General features: G+C 48.1%; 14 protein-coding genes. 5 read left to right on the forward strand and 9 right to left on the reverse strand.

Features of this window, described 5'->3' with window-relative positions; genetic code table 11:
* The first annotated feature begins 211 nt into the window (after positions 1 to 211).
* The gene (locus JJU34_RS02045; RefSeq protein WP_228690653.1) at positions 212 to 859 is read left to right on the forward strand and encodes a hypothetical protein; all 648 of its coding nucleotides are present in this window, start codon (positions 212 to 214) and stop codon (positions 857 to 859) included.
* Here the strand turns inward: JJU34_RS02045 and JJU34_RS02050 are convergent, their stop codons facing one another.
* Genes JJU34_RS02050 through gltX form a run of 3 tightly spaced genes read right to left on the reverse strand, consistent with a single transcriptional unit; the run spans position 860 to position 3,324 of the window.
* Positions 860 to 1,507, reverse strand: coding sequence for an outer membrane beta-barrel protein (locus JJU34_RS02050; RefSeq protein ID WP_228690654.1), 648 nt, complete (start codon positions 1,505 to 1,507; stop codon positions 860 to 862).
* A gap of 36 nt (positions 1,508 to 1,543) precedes the next feature.
* Entirely contained in the window at positions 1,544 to 1,744 is a 201-nt protein-coding gene (locus JJU34_RS02055; RefSeq protein WP_228690655.1) for a hypothetical protein, read from the reverse strand.
* 41 nt (positions 1,745 to 1,785) lie between these two features.
* Positions 1,786 to 3,324, reverse strand: a complete 1,539-nt coding sequence (gene gltX, locus JJU34_RS02060) for a glutamate--tRNA ligase (RefSeq protein ID WP_228690656.1) — start codon at positions 3,322 to 3,324, stop codon at positions 1,786 to 1,788.
* Between the two features lie 152 nt (positions 3,325 to 3,476).
* On the opposite strand from gltX, the gene JJU34_RS02065 reads away from it, so the two are divergent.
* From JJU34_RS02065 to JJU34_RS02075, 3 genes are all read left to right on the forward strand, one after another.
* On the forward strand, positions 3,477 to 4,076 hold the full coding sequence (locus JJU34_RS02065) for a hypothetical protein (protein WP_228690657.1): 600 nt from the start codon (positions 3,477 to 3,479) through the stop codon (positions 4,074 to 4,076).
* 112 nt (positions 4,077 to 4,188) lie between these two features.
* Positions 4,189 to 4,644, forward strand: a complete 456-nt coding sequence (locus JJU34_RS02070; RefSeq protein WP_228690658.1) for a hypothetical protein — start codon at positions 4,189 to 4,191, stop codon at positions 4,642 to 4,644.
* A gap of 39 nt (positions 4,645 to 4,683) precedes the next feature.
* A complete protein-coding gene (locus JJU34_RS02075) occupies positions 4,684 to 5,121 on the forward strand; it encodes a hypothetical protein (RefSeq protein WP_228690659.1) in 438 nt (145 codons plus the stop codon).
* Positions 5,122 to 5,188: 67 nt separating this feature from the next.
* On the opposite strand, the gene JJU34_RS02080 is transcribed toward JJU34_RS02075, so the two are convergent.
* Together JJU34_RS02080 and JJU34_RS02085 are read right to left on the reverse strand one after the other, a co-directional pair.
* Positions 5,189 to 5,638 carry a hypothetical protein gene (locus tag JJU34_RS02080; protein ID WP_228690660.1) on the reverse strand — a complete coding sequence of 150 codons (450 nt, stop codon included), beginning with the start codon at positions 5,636 to 5,638 and terminating at the stop codon, positions 5,189 to 5,191.
* A 71-nt stretch (positions 5,639 to 5,709) separates the two neighbouring features.
* On the reverse strand, positions 5,710 to 6,018 hold the full coding sequence (locus tag JJU34_RS02085; protein WP_228690661.1) for a hypothetical protein: 309 nt from the start codon (positions 6,016 to 6,018) through the stop codon (positions 5,710 to 5,712).
* 213 nt (positions 6,019 to 6,231) lie between these two features.
* Here JJU34_RS02085 and polA point away from each other — a divergent pair, with 213 nt between their 5' ends.
* Positions 6,232 to 9,057, forward strand: a complete 2,826-nt coding sequence (gene polA, locus JJU34_RS02090) for a DNA polymerase I (RefSeq protein ID WP_228690662.1) — start codon at positions 6,232 to 6,234, stop codon at positions 9,055 to 9,057.
* Positions 9,058 to 9,059: 2 nt separating this feature from the next.
* On the opposite strand, the gene JJU34_RS02095 is transcribed toward polA, so the two are convergent.
* The 4 genes from JJU34_RS02095 to JJU34_RS02110 all read right to left on the reverse strand — a co-directional run bounded on the left by JJU34_RS02095 (position 9,060) and on the right by JJU34_RS02110 (position 14,946).
* Positions 9,060 to 9,404 (reverse strand): HopJ type III effector protein, encoded by a 345-nt coding sequence (locus JJU34_RS02095; protein ID WP_228690663.1) that lies wholly within the window; start codon positions 9,402 to 9,404, stop codon positions 9,060 to 9,062.
* Positions 9,405 to 9,467: 63 nt separating this feature from the next.
* Positions 9,468 to 10,925 (reverse strand): DUF1501 domain-containing protein, encoded by a 1,458-nt coding sequence (locus JJU34_RS02100; RefSeq protein WP_228690664.1) that lies wholly within the window; start codon positions 10,923 to 10,925, stop codon positions 9,468 to 9,470.
* 3 nt (positions 10,926 to 10,928) lie between these two features.
* Positions 10,929 to 13,274: a PSD1 and planctomycete cytochrome C domain-containing protein gene (locus JJU34_RS02105; protein WP_228690665.1), complete on the reverse strand. Its 2,346-nt coding sequence runs from the start codon at positions 13,272 to 13,274 to the stop codon at positions 10,929 to 10,931.
* Between the two features lie 139 nt (positions 13,275 to 13,413).
* On the reverse strand, positions 13,414 to 14,946 hold the full coding sequence (locus JJU34_RS02110) for a RagB/SusD family nutrient uptake outer membrane protein (RefSeq protein WP_228690666.1): 1,533 nt from the start codon (positions 14,944 to 14,946) through the stop codon (positions 13,414 to 13,416).
* Positions 14,947 to 15,053 lie beyond the last annotated feature (107 nt).

Here is a 15,053-nt window from a genome sequence, read left to right on the forward strand (position 1 = left end):
AAAATCAAAATTTTTTTTATCCGATTGAAGAAGCATGGGCCTAATTCAATCGGCAATGGTTGAAGACGCTATATATGTTACCACAATATAGCTAATTTTGCCCTATTGGGCAAAATTTTTAACTCCGTAAAGTAGTATTAAAGACACTTATTTGTCCGTTTTACCCTTTTCAGTATATATAACTATTATCAATCCTTTCTCCATTAAGTCTATGAAAAAACTTGTTTTCAGCATGGTAATGCTATTGGTTACCTCGTTGGCATTTTCACAAACCCACCTGTACGAAAATCCAGATTTTGATCGAATCACCCAGGATCACCAAATCTTGGCTATCCTACCCTTTAAGGCCACGGTCACCCTTAGGCCAAAGCAGATGAAAGAAATCACCGCTGAGCACATGGCAAAGATGGAACTTGCGGAGGGCAGAGAAATCCAGGCAGGTATGTACTCCTGGTTTCTGAAGCGCAAGAAACGGGGCGCGTTGGGTATAGATGTGCAGGACCCCAACACCACCAATGCCCTTCTGGCAAAAGCCAGAATCTCAGAGGACGATTATTCCATGATGACTCCACAGGAGATCGCAGAAGTCCTCGGCGTAGATGCGGTTATCATGGGTACCTTTGAGACTACAAAGCCTATGTCAGACGGGGCTTCTATCGCATTGGGTGTGTTGGTCGGATTCTATGGCAGCACTAACCGGGCAGTAGCAAACATATTTATTTACAACGCGCAGGATGGGGTATTGTTGGTCAACTATAACAAAGCCGTAGCTGGTTCTGTGGGCAGTTCTACAGAAGATCTGGTAAACATCCTAATGCGGAAGGCCTCCCGCAGAATCACTTATACCAAAAAGGTCTGATCACTTAAGAACCCGAAAGAGGTAGGAAAGCGTAAATTCCAACTGTGTAAAGTTCAGGTCAAAAATGCGGTTTTGCGTCTCCGGTCTACCAAATTCATAGGAAAATCGGGCTTCTCCTTGGATCGTATTCTTGCCAAACAATTTTGAAATTCCTACACCCCCGGTTAATCCATACATGATTTTCCGGGGGTCATCTCCAGGCTGTCCATAGGTGGGAATTACCAAGGTGCCTTCGGATACCCGGCTGATATCCCGGACGTTCAGCATGTACCCTACATGCGGGCCTAATTTGATGTGAAAACGCCCAGTATTTCCTATGTAAAAATTGGAAAGTATCGGGATCTTCAAGTAGTCAAAACGGGTTTCGTTGCCCTCGTTTACGGAGTCCACCGCAGCATATCCCGTCGTGAGTAACTGAAATTCAATTTGCCCACCGGCATTTTTCTCAAAAAACTGCTCAATAACAAAGGAATGAGTTTGGGCAGTAAAACCCTTTACGCTTCGTGGAAAGGAACCTAGTGTGACCCGATAAGAGGCGCTAGAAGTAGAATACCCAGTCCGAAAACCAATACTGGTTTGACCCAGCACCGAGAAAATGGTCCCCAAGGCAAAAAAAATCAGTAGTAGCAGGCTGCGTAGAAGATTCATTCCCATACAGGTATCAAAGGTCGAAGAAGTAAGCGCCTACTTCTTTTTTTTCTTTAGCTCATCCAGATCATCCCGGTCTCTTAACTTCTTGTCGTCCACATTCTTATTGAGAAACTCGTTGATCTTATCGATAGAAAAAGAACTGGAAATTTCGCCGAAGGAATTGATATTCATTTTAAATCCCTCCAGCTCCGGATTAACCTTTGGAGTTTCCTCCTTTTTTGATTTCTTACTCATGTCTACTAAATTTAACCGCAAGCCGTCCGGGAATTTACCCATCAAGCTTTCACGGGTAGTATATGTAACGCAAACGCGATTCTTTTGGCCAATTCTTCCTTGCCCAATATCTCAAATACCTGCATCAGGTCAGGACCAGCACCTACACCGGTCACAGCGAGACGAACCGCCTGCATGATTTTACCCAATTTCACCTCAGATTCCTCGGCCGCTTCATGCAGCAAATGCTTTGCAGTATCCGCATCCAAGTCTCCCGCCAAGGCGCTGACCTTTGCCTGGAAAGATGCTAATACCTTCACTGCATCGGCATTCCATTTTTTATCCGCAACTGCCTCGTCGAATGCTTCAGGAGCAAAGAGCATAAACCTGCCTTCCTTCCACAGATCAGCTGGAAAGGTGGCCCGTTCCTTCATGAGCGCAGCAATTTTTTCAGCTTTCTGCTGGGAGATTTCGATCTTTTCCTGAGCTAAATCAGCCAACAGATAAGCCGCGAGCTCGGTGTCAGACTTTCTTCTGAGGTATTGTTCGTTGTACCATTTGGCTTTATGTATGTCGAATTTGGTGCCTGACTTGCCAATACGCTCGATAGTAAATGCCTCCACGAGCTCCTCCACGGAGAAGATCTCCCGATGGTCTCCGGGATTCCAACCTAAAAAAGCTAGAAAATTCAAAAACGCGTCCGGTAGGTAGCCCTGATCTTTAAAACTGTCTGCCACTTGGCCTGTAGCTGGGTCTGTCCACATAAGGGGAAACAACGGGAAACCATGTTTTTCTGCATCCCGCTTGGATAGCTTTCCATTTCCATCAGGCTTGAGCAACAGCGGCAAGTGGGCAAACTCAGGCATGGTATCTTCCCAACCAAAATACCTATACAATAGCACATGCAGGGGTGCAGAAGGTAACCATTCCTCCCCTCGGATCACGTGCGTGATCTTCATTAGGTGATCGTCCACGATGTTTGCCAGGTGATAGGTAGGCATGCCATCTGACTTCATCAATACCTTGTCGTCCAACGTACTTGAGTGCACCATGACCCAGCCCCTAACCTTGTCCTGAAGTCTAACCTCCTCCTTGCGGGGAATTTTCACGCGGATCACGTACGGGTCACCGGATTCCAAACGGGCTTTTACCTCATCGGCAGGCAGCGTCAAAGAATTTTTCATCTGCATGCGGGTGATCGAATTGTACTGGGGAGATACAACCCTTGCAGCCGATAATCGTTCGCGCATCGCCTCCAGCTCTTCGGCCGTGTCAAAGGCATAATAGGCATGGCCCTTATCCAGCAAATCCTGCGCGTACTGCATGTACATCTCCTTTCGCTCCGATTGACGGTATGGACCATATTCCCCCGGGTTCCAAGGGCTTTCATCCGGGCTGATACCCAGCCATTCTAGCGATTCTTTGATATATTCTTCCGCTCCCGGCACAAACCTGGTTTGATCCGTGTCCTCAATCCGGAGCAGAAACTTGCCTCCAGTCTTTCGGGCAAACAGGTAATTGTACAATGCGGTCCTTACCCCACCTATGTGCAGTGCACCGGTAGGAGAAGGGGCAAATCTTACGCGGACTTCTCTACTCATCGTTTCGATATACTATTTTTTCTAAACCGCAAAGATAAAAAATTACGAGGAATGAAAGGGTCTAAGGCCAAAGTATTGTTTTTCCACTCCTTACTAACCTGCACTAAACCTTCGAGAAGATGATTTTGTTGCTACTGTAAATACCCTTAAGAATGACACCAAACAAATCCAACGATCCCATGACCCCTGAGCTGATTCGGCTTATGAAGATATTTGGGGCCGCTTCATTGCTTTTGGTGCTGATCATGTCCTTTTTCAACGAACGAAGGGCATCTAATCGCGGTGATACAGATGAATTCAGTATCACCTCGTCTAGTCGACTGTATTTCAAGAATGTTCGAAGGGCTTACTACGATACCGAAATCCGTGCCGACGCCAAGATGGAACTCTATCGCCTCGGCAGTAGGGTTAGCGATTCTACAGCACTCGTGCTGAACAGTGCACTGATCATCAACAAGGTCAAAGATGCGGCTTACCTGATTTTGGAACCCCAAGGGCAGCTGAAAACAATGGATACTCTCCGTATTCGCTGGACAGAGCCTTCGGGACTTCAGAGAGAAAGTGCCTTCGGTAAAGGGGACCGATATGCTCATTTCTATTTTATTGAGGAAATTTTTCCCCACCTGGAAGAGTCGGTACCCTTTGAGGTGAAGCTTGGAGATGCTTGGGAGCCTATACTCCAAGATGAAAAAGAACGGGATGCCCTGCGGGTCACCGTAAAGGATTTTTTCCGTTTAATTGGCCGTCAATGAGTGACCATTTCGCAGCATTTGACAAAAAATTTCTCTACCTTTAAAAACACCGGCAGACCTAAGGCTGTTTACTGGATGCTTGAAGCAGGTAAAAAACCCAATTTAACCCCATATGGAATTACATCGAATCGATAACCTATGGCATTTCTTTGCGACACAAAACGAGCTGTTCCTCAAAAAGGAGGTTAGTAGGCGTGTCTCTTACCAGGTTCAAAAACAGCATATCGCATTGGTTCACAGCTTCAACCCCAAATTTCCGTTGCAATCTTTCTTAACCGTGCAGCCTAAATCCTTCAGAAACGTGGTAGATACATTTGTCGCAGAAAGAAAGCAGTTTGGAATACAAACTCCTCTAAACCTGTCGCATCAACGCATGTTCTTCCCGAAGGAAATCCTGCTCCTTCGCAATAAATTCAGCCTAAAGGTCGAGCGGGATAGCCATGCTCAGGTCCGAGTGACGCTGACGCCCTTTCTTCCAAAAAACATACAGGATATCCGTACTCCTATAAACCATCTCTCCGAACACCTTTGGGGATTCAGATACTTTTTGGAACTTGTCAAAAATTAACAAAATAAGGAGAATCTTCTCATTAACTTTATCAATGTCATGACAGACACCCCAACGCCACCGGTTTTTGGAATGCCACTACGAGGTATCTTGTTGCTAGCTGGCGTATACACTTTCATTTGGGGGGCCTTTTTCAAGTGGTTTGGCCCTACAGTACTTGGCTGGATGGCCTCTGAATCCGTTCTGAATAGCATTGCATCCACCAATGCGTTCGGAACCTTCGGCATGTTAATCGGCTTTTTGATCTTTCTCAGCGCCTTTTATCCTTTCAGTTGGGTGTATTTAATCGGGTTGGGAATAGTCGGCAAATTGGTCTCCTTAGCGTGGTTTGTGCTCGCCTATTCGGATGTAGTTACCTGGAACAAGCGCTCCTTTTTCTACCTGATAGCCAACGACCTCATTTGGATCATTCCCTTAGCCATTATCGGCTACAAGGCGCTGCAGGGTAGGCGATACCTCGCGACACTGGAGAAATAATGCCAAAAAAAGCCACGGGGACACCCCGCGGCTTCTAACAGTTAACCTAAAAAAAACAACTAAGTATCTAATTTCCCCTACGATTGCTTGGGGCACTTCTCCCACCAGACGCAGGTGCCGATCGCCTCGTACCCGGAGACACGGTGCTTCGGTTAGCCGGCGGGGAAGTACTTCTTCTATTCATTTGTGTGTTAGACCTTTGATTCCTAGGCTGCACACGCTGCTGTTGGTTCGGGGAGGTGCTTCTTCTGTTATTGGGGCTGACTTGTGCCGGCCTCCGATTACTTCGGGGAGCAACTCTACGGTTGTTTTGCAAAGGTCTGTCTTGCTGTATGATTACATTATTTCTGGGAAATAAACCCGGTGTGTAGTACATTCCCGGCGCATAATACATGCCTGGACCGTAATACATCGGATCGTAATATCCATAGGATTGAACTGCTCTATTCGAATTACAAGAGGTAATCAGCAAAAGCCCCATTACAAACAATCCCGATAACATCCATCTTTTCATCATATCCTCCTTTCATCTTTTTGATGAAATATATGAAAAAACCGTGCCAAAAGGATGTTACCACCGCGCCTGTACTAGGTGATCAGTATCAGTATCAGCAAAATGACGATAATGGCGCCCACAGAGAGGTACACACCTCCGCTGATGGCTTTCGCTTCTTTGTTGATTTCCCGGAGCTCTTTTCGTACCTCTCGCTTCTCTGTTTTGCTCAGCTCGGCAAAGTTCATTGCTTTGATCTCTGCTACACGGTCACTAATTTCCTCCATCCGAAGTTCATCCTCTGGGCTTAACGTTTTGGGATCTTTGTCTGCCTTTGCCATGGCTGCCGGAGCCAGAGAGGTGAACAAAAATACAAGGGATAAAAAAAACGCTATTTTTCTCATGTGTTTATAGGATTAAATAAAACATATATTGGCATTCGGAAAGCGGGTGATAGGTGCCTTTAACCGAATTCCCAAAACACTTACCAAATACCGATCCAATTCTGATTGGGCCGGGGAATATTTTGTTCCGCCCATTTAGGGATTAATTTGTAACTTGGCTTTTTATTCAACAAGCCCACCGGCCATCCGGTGTTTTCTACAAACCCGACACCTATGTTAACCAAAGGTTCAAAAAAACTGTTTTTATTGGACGCCATGGCGCTAATTTACCGCGCACACTTTGCTTTTAGCAAAACCCCACGTATCAATAGCAAGGGGCTAAATACTGGCGTGATGCTAGGATTCACCAATACGCTGTTGGAAGTACTGGAAAAAGAAAAGCCTACTCATATCGCCGTGGCATTTGATACCCACGCGCCTACCTTTCGCCACGAGCGATTTGAAGCCTATAAGGCAAACCGCCAAGAGCAACCCGAAGACATTGGAATTGCCATTCCATGGGTCAAGCAAATCGTACAGGCCTTTAACATTCCAGTGTTGGAACTGGACGGCTTTGAAGCGGACGATATCATTGGCACCATAGCCAAAAAAGCGGAGCGAACCAGTTTTGTGGTCTACATGATGACACCCGACAAAGACTACGGCCAACTGGTAGAAGACCATATCTACCTATACAAGCCGGCCTTTATGGGCAATGCGGTAGATGTCATGGGACCAAAGGAAATCTGTGCCAAATGGGATATCGAACACGTGGATCAGGTTCGGGATATCCTGGGCCTCATGGGGGATGCCGTAGACAATATCCCGGGCATCCCTGGTATAGGTGAAAAAACCGCCGTAAAACTGCTAAAAACCTACGGAACCATCGAAGAATTGCTCAAAAACACGCAGGACCTAAAAGGCAAGCAGCGTGAAAAGGTGGAGGAATTCGGGCAGCAGGGGATTCTGTCCAAGGAATTGGCCACTATCAGCCAGGACGTGCCGATTGACTTTGTGGAAGAGGAACTGCGCTACGACGGTCCCGACGAGGAAAAACTCAAAGCACTCTTTGCCGAATTGGAATTTCGAACCCTTACCAAACGCGTATTCGGCGAGGCCATGAAAAAGCCCAACTTGCGCGTGGACGAGCAACTGGGTCTGTTTACCGGCATAGAGGAAAAGGCGACGGAAAATACCGATGCGGCTTCCGCAGAGCCACTGCCCTTGACGGCCGCACCCGATTCCCAAGACACGCTCCACAGCCGACCCCACAGCTACCACAAGGTATCGGGCAGGGAGGCTGTAGGTGAATTGGTAAAGTACCTGCTGCAGCAGCCGGAGATATGTTTCGACACCGAAACTACTTCGTTAAACCCAAACGACGCCGAACTGGTGGGGATTTCCTTTGCCTATATTCCAGGAGAGGCCTACTACCTTCCAGTCCCCGCAGAAGTAGAAGCCGCCCGGGAGATTCTTTCCTGGCTGGAGCCTGTCTTTTCAGCTGAAAAAATCACCAAAATCGGACAAAACGTAAAATACGACCTCCTAGTTCTGAAAAACTATGGTGTGGAAGTCAAAGGAAGGCTCTACGATACCATGCTGGCGCATTACCTGATTGAGCCGGAGGGAAAGCACTCCATGGATTGGCTGGCGGAGCAATACCTTAATTACAAGCCCGTCTCCATCACCAGTCTGATTGGCAAGAAAGGTAAAAACCAGGGAAATATGCGGGACGTAGACGTGGATGAAGTAGTCGATTATGCTTCCGAAGACGCGGACATCACCCTACAGTTAAAGCAGGTGCTGGATCCCTTGGTGAAACAACAGGGTGTAGAAAAGCTGCTGCACGAGGTAGAAAACCCCCTGATCGAGGTGCTTACCGCCATGGAATTTGAAGGCGTGAAGATAAATACCGCAGCGCTTTCCGAATTGTCCGCAGAATTGGAAAAGGAAAGCCGTGTCTTGGAAGCCCGGGTGTTTGAATTGGCTGGGGAGACGTTCAATTTGAGTTCGCCCAAACAACTGGGTGAAATCCTCTTCGTTAAGATGAATTTGGACCCCAAAGCGAAGAAAACCAAAACCGGGCAGTTTGCTACCGGGGAAGAAGTGCTTAGCAAAATGGCCGGAGAGCACGAAATCGCCCAAGCAATTCTAGATTACCGGCAGATGGTCAAACTCAAATCCACTTATGTGGATGCTCTACCGGGGCTGATTAACCCCAAGACGGGGCGCATCCATACTACCTACAATCAGTTTGTCGCCGCCACTGGAAGGCTTTCTTCCATAAACCCCAACCTTCAAAATATCCCCATTCGCTCCGAACGGGGCCGTGAGATCCGAAAGGCCTTTGTCCCTCGGGATGAAGATCACCTGATTCTGGCAGCGGATTACTCCCAAATTGAGCTCCGTATCATGGCGGCCTTTTCGAAGGATGAATCCATGATTGAGGCATTTAAAAACGGGAGGGATGTTCACGCAACCACCGCGGCCAAGGTCTTTCAAGTACCCCTAGAGGAAGTCACCTCCGATATGCGCCGTAAGGCCAAGACAGCAAACTTTGGTATCATCTATGGCATCTCCGCCTTTGGGCTATCCCAACGCCTGAATATTCCCCGAGGAGAAGCCAAGGAAATCATTGATGCCTATTTCAAGGAATTTCCAGCTGTAAAGGACTATATGGACCGCAGCATCGAAAAAGCCCGAACGCAGGAATATGTCGAAACCATCCTCGGACGAAGGCGCTACCTCCGTGATATCAACAGTCGCAACGCCACCATGCGTGGATTTGCCGAACGGAACGCGATCAATGCACCTATACAGGGCTCTGCTGCCGATATGATCAAAGTGGCCATGATCAACGTGCATCACTGGATGAAAAAAGAACAGCTCCGATCCAAAATGATTCTTCAAGTACACGATGAATTGGTGTTCGACGCCCACCGATCCGAGGTAGAACTACTCAAGCGGGAAATTCCGCGCCTCATGGCAGAGGCGGTGGACATTGGGATACCCGTCGTAGCGGAAGTAGGGATAGGTAAAGACTGGCTAGAAGCGCATTAGAATTACTGGGACGGTTTAATTTGGAGCGGTGTGCCGTCGAAAGCCACTCCACTCCATCCATACCGCATAAAATTCCGAATATTTTGGTGGTCATTGCCCTCCAGATTTTTCAGCACATCGGTGCGATAATAGTCCCCAAATAACTGGAGGGTAGTTTCTGCATCCAAGCCCTGTTGTTGTGCAAAAAACAGAAGTTTACAGCTTCCGTTATTCTGACCTGCCTCATTGACTGTATCTCCGTTCGTAAACCGGGTAGGGCGGAATTCATAATGTGCATCGATATGGGCAATCACCTCAGAAAAGGTAATTTCTTGAGGATTTTGACGAATTTGGTCCAAGAGATTCATGTGTTTTTAGGGTAAAGATACGGAAAGAACACGAAGCTCGCCGAAGGAAGGAACAACTTTTGTCTATACAAGCAAGTCATGCACTACCCTGCCGGCCACATCGGTAAGCCGGAACCGCCTACCTAAATGCTTATAGGTTAACTTCTCGTGGTCCAAACCGAGTTGGTGCAGCATGGTAGCATGAAAATCATGTACGTGGACAGGGTCTTTGACTATATTGTAGCTAAAGTCGTCGGTTTCGCCATACACAAGACCGGGCTTGGTGCCTCCACCTGCCATCCAGATGCTAAAGCAGCGGGGATGGTGGTCCCTGCCGTAGTTTCCTTTGGTAATGGGTCCCTGGCTGAAACAGGTACGGCCAAATTCACCACCCCAGACGACCAGGGTTTCGTCCAATAAGCCCCGCTGCTTTAAGTCCAATACCAACGCCGCCGAGGCCCTATCCACATCTTTCGCCTGCCCTGTGATTTCCTTTGGCAAATTTACGTGCTGATCCCAACCCTGATGATAAAGCTGCACAAACCGGACACCACCTTCGGAAAGTTTCCGTGCCATCAGGCAGTTGGCGGCGAATGTACCGGGGGTTAGGCAGTCCTCCCCGTACATATCGATAACCGATTGGGGCTCCTTACTGATGTCCAGCGTCTCCGGTACAGCTGTCTGCATGCGGTAGGCCATCTCGTACTGCTGTATTTTGGCAGCGATCTCCGGATCATGCAATTCCTCGTAGGACCATTGATTTAGCTGTGCCAGCTTGTCCAACATCTCCCTGCGATCATCCCTGCCCATGCCCTTGGGATCCCTCAGGTATAGCACGGGATCCTCACCGGACCCGAACTGTACTCCTTGGTGTATTGGATCTAAAAATCCATTGGACCAAAGCTTGGCATATACGCCTTGGCTATTGCCCTTTCCACGGGAAATCAGTACAGTAAAGGCAGGAAGGTTGCTGTTTTCGCTCCCCAGACCATAGCTTAGCCAAGATCCCATACTGGGACGGTTGCCCTGCTGGGCTCCTGTCTGAAAGAATGTAAGGGCTGGATCGTGATTGATGGCCTCGGTATGCATGGATTTCACGATGCAGAGCTCGTCCACAATCTTGGCGGTATAGGGAAAAAGGTCGCTTACCCAGGTACCGGATGCACCGTATTGCTTGAAGCCGGTAAAAGAGCCTACCAATGGCAGGCCTCCCGGTTGGTTGGCCGTGAAGCCAGTTAGGCGCTGACCGCCTCGTACGTCCTCCGGTAGGTTTTCTCCCACCATTTTCTCTAGCAAGGGTTTGTAATCGAAGGATTCCAACTGAGAAGGTGCTCCGTTTTGGAACAGGTAAATCACCCGTTTGGCCTTGGGCGCAAAGTCAGGAATGCCCGAAAAGGGCAAACGCTCGGGTGCTGCCGACTGTTTAAAAAGATCCGGTATCAATAAGGATCCCAAGGCAACTCCTCCCAGTCCAAGGCTCACTTTTGAGAGAAACCTTCTCCGGGTTTGATTTAGTTGGTATTCGGTCAGTTCCTTGGACATGGCTTAGGATCGATTAATGGTTTCTTCTAAATTATAGAGTGCGGTGATCACCTGCATGAGGGCTGCGGTGGTAATGGGATCGATCTCTTCCTCGATCGGGTATTCTCCCACGTCCAGCAGTTCGTTGGCCTGGTCTAGTGACGTGGCAGCCAGCCTGCTGTGGTAATAATCCAAGAGCAATGCTTTCTCCTTTTCTTTGGGGTGGCGGCAAACGATCACCCGAAATGCCCTGCTGATTTTATCTTCCACCGACGAGGGTTCCAATTCGAGGCGAGAGGCAAAAACCCGGGAGGCCTCCAAAACGGTCGGATCGTTCATCATCACCAATGCCTGTAGTGGGGTGTTCGTATTGCCTCGCTCCACCTCGCATTGATCCCGGTTACTGGCATCGAAAATAAGCATGAAAGGAGGTGGAACCGTTCTTTTGACAAAGTTGTATAAACCCCTGCGGTACAAAGCAGCCCCAGTGTCCTGTTTGTATTCGGATAGGGTGGATCCCCCGGCCGTAGCTCCTTCCCAAAGCCCGGGAGGCTGATAGGGTTTCACACTAGGCCCGCCCAGTTGCTGCACGAGCAGACCACTAGATGCCAATACCATATCCCGGATAAATTCTGCCTTCAAGTGTTGCCGGGAAAACCGGGTAAGGTAGGTATTCTCTGGGTCTGATTCCATTCGTTGTCGATCGGCAACGACCGACTGCCTAAAGGTAGCCGAAGTGACCAATTGCCGCATTAGGCGCTTGATATTCCAGCCGTTTTCCATAAAATCACGCGCCAGCCAATCCAGTAGTTCTGGATGGCTGGGGAGCTCACCCTGCATTCCAAAGTCACCCGGAGTATTGACAATTCCACGGCCAAAAACGTCCTTCCATATCAGGTTTACAAATACCCGCGCGGTGAGGGGATTTTGGGGATCAAACAGCCAATCCACGAGGCCAAGGCGGTTTGGAGGGGTGGAAGACGGAAACGACAATATGGCCTCTGGCGTGGCCGGAAAAACCTCTTCGCCGTAGGCATCGAATATGCCCCGTTCGCGGACATGGTTTTTACGCAGCGTATCCAATTCCCCCATCACCGAGACGATCAGTCGGGCCGTATCCTGCTTGTTGACAAAGGACAGGACGGAGTGCACATCTTCGTCCGTGATTTCCATCAATGGCTTTTTCGCATAGGATGCGGATGTGCCGACTAGGGGGTCAATGGGTGTGGTCGTGGTTCGTCGCTCGTCAATATTATTAAAAAACGAAAACAGCTCGTAATACTCCTTTTGGGAAATGGGATCGTACTTGTGGTCGTGGCAGGCGGCACATTCTAACGTAATCCCAAGCAAAGCCTTGCCGAGTGTATTGGTGCGATCGGCCACGTAGGTCACACGGTACTCTTCCTCGTCGATGGCTCCTTCCTCGGTGATTTTGTGGTTTCGATTAAACCCGGTTGCCAGGAGTTGCTCTTTGGTGGGGTCAGGGAGTAAGTCGCCGGCCAGTTGCCAACGGATAAAGGTGTCGTAGGGCAGGTTTTGGTTGAACGCATGGATCACCCAGTCCCGCCATGGCCATTGGGTTCGTAGGTTGTCCAACTGGTAGCCGTAGGAATCGGCATATCGGGCCACATCCATCCACAGCAGGGCCATGCGCTCGCCATAGGCTGGGGAATCCAGCAACTCATCGACCAAGCGTTCATAGGCGTCCTCCCGTTTATCTGACAGAAATGTTTCCATGCGTGCCAAGTCGGGAGGCAGACCGGTCAGCTCAAAATTTACCCTACGCAACAGGCGTTCCCGGTCAGCGACCGGATTGGGTGTCAGGCCGAGGGACTCCTGTTTGTGCAGTACAAAGAAATCGATGGCATTTTGGGGCCAGGCTTTGTTTTTTACGGTTGGTATTTCAGGTTTTTGTGGGGGTACAAATGCCCAGTGCTTCTCGTACGTTGCCCCTTGCTTGATCCAGGTTTCAATTAGCTTTTTTTGGTGGGATGTGAGTGTCAGGTGGGAAGAAGGGGGAGGCATCACTTCCATTTCATCTGAAGAGAAGATACGGTTCCAAACCTCCGATTCCCGGGGTTTGCCGGGCACAATGCCGTATTTGCCGGGGTTTTCGGCCAAGGTGCTGTAGGCAGCGTCGGCCAGGTCTAGCCGAAGGCCCGCTTCCCGCTTGTTGGCATCTGGCCCATGGCAGGCAAAGCAGTTGTCTGAAAGGATGGGGCGGATATGGAAATTGTAGCTGATCACCTGAGGGATCTCCTCTGTACGGGAAGAAGTACTCCGGTCGCAGGACAACATACCCCAAACCATCAGGTAGATGGCGGAGCAGATGGGCAATAGTTGGAATAGTTTGGGATGCGGGATTGTCATTTTTGTGCTTGTTTTCTGGCACCGTTCCAAATGGAACGGTGCCAGAATTAAAGAATTCGTATAATCTCGAATTGGGCCTAAGTTAACCAAAAACACGGATAGTGGAATAGTCCTTTTTGTTTATCCGGGTTTTAATTGGCTAATAACCTGGGTTTTGCTCTAGATCCCCTATTCTTACTTCTCTTAAGGGAATTGGAAATAATAGTCGTTCAGGCGTAACGTTGTAGCTAACTTCTGGTAGGTATGCCTGGCCTTGATAGAAATTTTTTAGATAAACCCCGTGTGCATTCATGACTTCTATTGCTTTTCCGGTTCGCACTAGATCTAGCCATCTTTTGTTCTCAAAGGCTAATTCTACACGTCTTTCCTTTGCGATAACTTCCCTAAGTGTGGCCTGATTGGTGGTTGTAACCTCACCCAATCCTGCCCTTGTTCTAACGCGGTTTAGGTATTCCAGAGCCTCTGATGATTTATTTTGTTCGTTTAGCGCTTCAGCAAGAGATAGCAGTGCCTCTGCAAACCGGTAAACCGGAAAATTATCGTCGGTATTTCTTTCCAACGAATGGGGATTTCGGTATTTGTTAATGAAGAGGTAAGATCTCTTCCCCGGCGTAGGAACGTAGTTAACGGGACTTTTTAACGTTTCGATAAACATGTTACCAATCTGCCCGGTTCCTTCGACTACACCAATAGACGCCTCCAATCTTAAATCTCCAGGTTCATAAGCGTCCTTCATTTCAAAAGTCGGCGTGTTCCATCCCCCTCCTTGAAGATTTTGTGAGGGGATTCCCGTAATCAAGCTAACATTTGCAGAAAGCGGAATAAAATTATAAAGAAATTCGCTTTGTTGTCCTTGATTTCCTTGCTGAAATTGTACTTCGAAGATAGATTCAACGCTATTTTTGTTGTTCAGTCTATATATGTTATTATAATTGTTTAGTAAAGAATATCCCATACCCAAAACTTGTTTCAATTGGTCTTCGGATTTGGGATAATCTTTCATGGTCAAATAGACGTCGGCCAATAGCATTCGAGCAGCTCCTTGGGTTGCTCGTCCACTTTGTGGAAAGGACGGTGGGCTAAGTTTTTGAATTGCGTTTTCCAAATCCCTTATAATTGCTTGGTAAACCTCATTTACAGTAGATCGGGGCAGATATGCATCCGATGCACCTCTGACAGGGGATAAGTAAAGCGGTACGCCACCAAAATACCTGACCAAGTCGAAGTAGAATAAGGCTCTCAAGAAACTTGCCTGCCCTTCGATTCGATCCTTTGCCTCTTGCGAAAAAGAGCCGTCTTGAATAGTGCCGAGAATTTCGTTGGCTCGCGCGATACCCACATAACAGGAGTTATATTTATTTGCCACAAGACCACTGTTTACATCGTCCATAAAAAAATCTGCATATTCCCGTTCTACAAATCCGGTGCCTCTATTGGTGATATTGAATTCTAGGTGGGTGTTGTCAGATCTCATTTCGCCCATTACCCACGCTGGTATTGATCCGTGGGTCGCCCGTAGAGAAGCATAGGCACCGACCAATGCCTGATTAAAATGTGCCTCTGTTTGATAGAAATTACCTGATGTGATGGAGCTTTCTGGTACAAGATTCAGAAAATCGTCCGAACAAGACGCCATCATCGTCGATATAATAAATATAATTATCCTTTTCATGTTTCTATATTTTGCTTTTAAGTGGTCACATGGAATCTCGCAAATTTACTAGTCATCCCAGTGTGTGACGGCTACGTCATGCTCGATTTCATCTTCTTACTACATGT

It is taken from the genome of Lunatimonas sp. (assembly GCF_020832325.1).
GTDB lineage: Bacteria > Bacteroidota > Bacteroidia > Cytophagales > Cyclobacteriaceae > Lunatimonas.